Genomic DNA, 3,426 nt, shown 5'->3' with positions numbered 1-3,426 from the left:
CAGGGTGTCCGCCACTGCCCCGCGTAAATCGTTTTACGCCAGGATTTAGATGCGCAAAATTTATAGATGCCGTGAGAATGCAGCTGGAGAACGACGAAACGATCTCCACTGTCGTCTTCGGCAGCGTGTGGGCGGACTATTTCTTGGGAGCTTATAACATTCAGAACGGGCGGACCGATCTGTACATCATCGACAAGAGCGGAGGCCGCGCGCCAGTCAACATAGGGAGCAACACGTTTAATGACGTGTTTTCAGAGTTCGGCGCCTTCGTCGGACAACTTGTTCAATCTGGCAAACGAGTGATAATCATCACGCCGGTGCCAACTCGATATGAAAATATTCCGAAAGAGATGTACATCGCCGAGTGGCAAAACAGGACTGTTCCAGACCTCTCGATTTCTGAAGACGAATTCCGACAATATTCTGAGCCGGTCGTTTCTGCGCTTCGCGCTTCCGTGTCGACGTCAAACGTCGAAATCATCGATCCAATGAATTTTCTATGCAAGGAGGGGCGTTGCCCGGTGTTGGCGGCCGACGGGCGCCCACTTTACAAGGACGGCGGCCATCTACGGCCCTTTGCCGTGCGGGAAAAGGCGGCATTCCTTGATAAAATTGTGCGCTGATATGGTGGCGGGCCACGGGCGCTTTTCACGCTCTTTGTCGCCCCGAGCAAGCCAAGCAGCGACCGTCCGGCGCGCGATCGCCAGTAGACCCAGATGCGATCTTCCATAGGAATCGCGCAGACCTGAGCGCCGGGGAACCAGGTTTTGGGCAAGATCGACACTCGCGCCAAGCAGACCACTGCAACGCCAAGCTCGAAGCGCTTGCCGAAAGCCAGGGCGGCGCCGACGTGACGCGCATGATCGACGCGTCCATCATCCCGGGCGTCATCAGCCGGATAACATCTCATATCACGCCTTGGGAAGCCAGCTTGAGTTCCGACGCGAAGTGCAACACCCCCCGCCGATCTGGTATCGGCTTGGCTGTTCAGGACCAATGGGAGTGTTGCCATGCGATCCTATTCGCACCTTTCCGAGGAGGAAAGAGACCAAATCGGCGTCTTGCGGGCGGCCGGACACTCGGTCGGCGCTATCGCCAAGGCGCTTGGCCGACCAAAATGCACGATCAGCCGTGAAATTGTCCGCAACTCGTTGGCCTCAGGCCGCTATTCGCCGCTTCACGCCGCCGGAGCCAACATAAAGCGCAGGCGGCGTGAAGCGGCGCTCGAAAAGGACAAGGCTTTGCGGGATTTCGTCCGCGACCGGCTCGCCGAAGGCTGGTCGCCAGAGCAGATTTCCGGCTGGCTTCGCAAGGGCGCAGAGCGAAAGCTGAAAGCGGTGGCTTGCGAGACGATCTACGCCTTCATTTACCGCGCCGCCCAAAAAGCCGAAGCCCTATGGCGTTATCTTGCCCGGCGCCATATACGCCGCAAGCCAACGAAAGCAAGACCTTCGCGCGATACGATCAAGGATCGCGTCTCGATCCATGACCGGCCGCACGACGTCGAAAGCCGCGCCGAGGCCGGACATTGGGAGGGCGACCTCATCATCTGCAAGCGCGCAAGGCCGGTGCTCGTCCTGCACGAGCGCAAATCGCGCCTGACGTTGGCCGCTAGGCTCGCCGGTAAAAGTGCAGCCGAGACGATCTCCGCCATGCTCGCTGTCTTCGGCCGCGTCGCGCCCGCCTTGCGCAAGTCGATCACTTTCGACAACGACACCGCCTTCGCCCGCCACGCCCTGCTGCGCGACCTGCGCGGCATGACCACATGGTTCTGCGACGCTTACGCCTCATGGCAGAAGGGCGGCGTCGAAAACGCCAACGGCCGATTGCGCCGATGGCTGCCGCGCGACTTCGACCTCGACACCCTCACCGACGACGAAATCCAGGAGATTGTCGTCACCGCCAATCTCACCCCACGAAAATGCTTAGGGTTCAAAACCCCAGTCCAGGCTATCCTTGCCGAACTCGGAAAAGACGTCCAAATTCGCTTCGCTTAACCGTTGCACTTCACGTTGGAATCCACGGGCGCGTTGGATCCCGTCTGTCGCGCTTGGCCAGCCCCTCAATTCATGACTGGGATTTCCGCTTTCGAGAGGCCATGGTTCAACGGGTAGCGCCTTGATGACGCCTCGGCTTTTTTGAATTAATGGATGCTGGCAGGAGCAACCGGCCGTCGCGGCCCGAACACGTGATCAACGGCATCCTCTGGCAAGTGTCGCACCAAGTCGCCTGGGTCTTTGCGATCACTTATTGCGGCCGATCAGCGACATCTAACTTGGGAAGCGTCAAGCGCCATCCTCATAGTCAATATTTCAAGCCCTCGGCGAATAGATCCCTCAAGCGCGTATTGGAATAGGCTGTTCGAAACGCCAAATGGACTTGGCGTTTCGCTGATATCGTGAATTACAAAAACGAGCCAACCGTTTAGCTCTACCGCCTTATCCAGCCAGGCGTCGATAAGGGCATGGTCAATCGATGCATTTTCAAGCAGGACCGCGCGAATAAATTGCGGATCAATGACCTTGCAATTGATGCCGCTCAATGTGGTGCGACTTGAACGAACAAGATTTTTCAACTGAAATTTCCGCGCAAAATTAACTTGCCCATAAGGGTATGCAAAATTGTCGGCAAGAATGCCAGCGTCGATGGTCTTAAGTATTTCGTTATTGCGGGCGAGGTCGTCTTTCAGCCCTTGAGCGCTATGGATCCCAATAGGAAGATGGACATGCCCATGAAGCCCGATTTCGTGATTCTTATGGTGAAGCTCATGAACGCCAGCGGTGCTTGTCACCTTCCAATGTTCCATATCGCGGCCAAGTAGAGCGGTGGAAACATAGAACGACCCGCGCGCCCCGCTCTGCTCCAAGACGTGCGCCCCATATGCAAGCGCTGATTCAGGAAAATCATCAAACGTAAATGTTACGATCGGTTTCGTATTTTTCAACGAACATAACGTTGCTGGGATGTAGCGTGAAAGGCGACTTGAAATACGTGTCGACAACGCCTTACGTGCTCGCCACTTATGGAGCGACGACAGGTATATAGAGTTCATTGAGCGTTCGTCACTCAAGTCGTCCTGCCAGGAAGAGGCTGAATTTGGCCCAAGATGATCTGCCGTAGACATTGGCGCCTCTCATGTTTCCCGTCGTTTACGACGCTCAGCTGATGGACAGCATTGCCTGCTTACTTTGGCGCTATGAGTTCGCTCCGATATTCCGATTGCGCCAGCTCAACACAAAGAAATGAGCCATGTCCCACGTATACCGCCCAAAAAGACGTCTAGGTTCCATGGCCAACCGGAACGCCCACTCCAATCTGACCAGTCGCATCCAACGCGGCGCGCGGGCGATGCGTCCACTCATAAAGTCCAACAATGCGCCTGCACCGAAAATGATTGGAGCGTCCAGGCGGTGAGCATTGGCCAAT

4 protein-coding genes are annotated in these 3,426 nt (G+C 56.3%); 2 read left to right on the top strand and 2 right to left on the bottom strand.

Translation table 11 applies throughout. From position 1 onward, the window contains the following. Together ACLP2E_RS22135 and ACLP2E_RS22130 are read left to right on the top strand one after the other, a co-directional pair. Nucleotides 1–623 (top strand): SGNH hydrolase domain-containing protein (locus ACLP2E_RS22135; protein WP_442467147.1); only part of this gene is annotated, 623 nt, incomplete at its 5' end. Between the two features lie 387 nt (nucleotides 624–1,010). Further along, on the top strand, nucleotides 1,011–1,997 hold the full coding sequence (locus ACLP2E_RS22130; protein ID WP_442467146.1) for an IS30 family transposase: 987 nt from the start codon (nucleotides 1,011–1,013) through the stop codon (nucleotides 1,995–1,997). A gap of 263 nt (nucleotides 1,998–2,260) precedes the next feature. Here the strand turns inward: ACLP2E_RS22130 and ACLP2E_RS22125 are convergent, their stop codons facing one another. Further along, nucleotides 2,261–3,124, bottom strand: coding sequence for a polysaccharide deacetylase family protein (locus ACLP2E_RS22125; RefSeq protein WP_442467145.1), 864 nt, complete (start codon nucleotides 3,122–3,124; stop codon nucleotides 2,261–2,263). A gap of 70 nt (nucleotides 3,125–3,194) precedes the next feature. Beyond that, nucleotides 3,195–3,426, bottom strand: a 232-nt coding sequence (locus ACLP2E_RS22120; protein ID WP_442467144.1) for a WecB/TagA/CpsF family glycosyltransferase, incomplete at its 5' end; no start/stop codon positions are given.

The organism is Rhodoblastus sp., assembly GCF_052145335.1.
Lineage (GTDB): Bacteria > Pseudomonadota > Alphaproteobacteria > Rhizobiales > Beijerinckiaceae > Rhodoblastus.
This window is presented reverse-complemented; position numbering and strand designations above follow the sequence as displayed.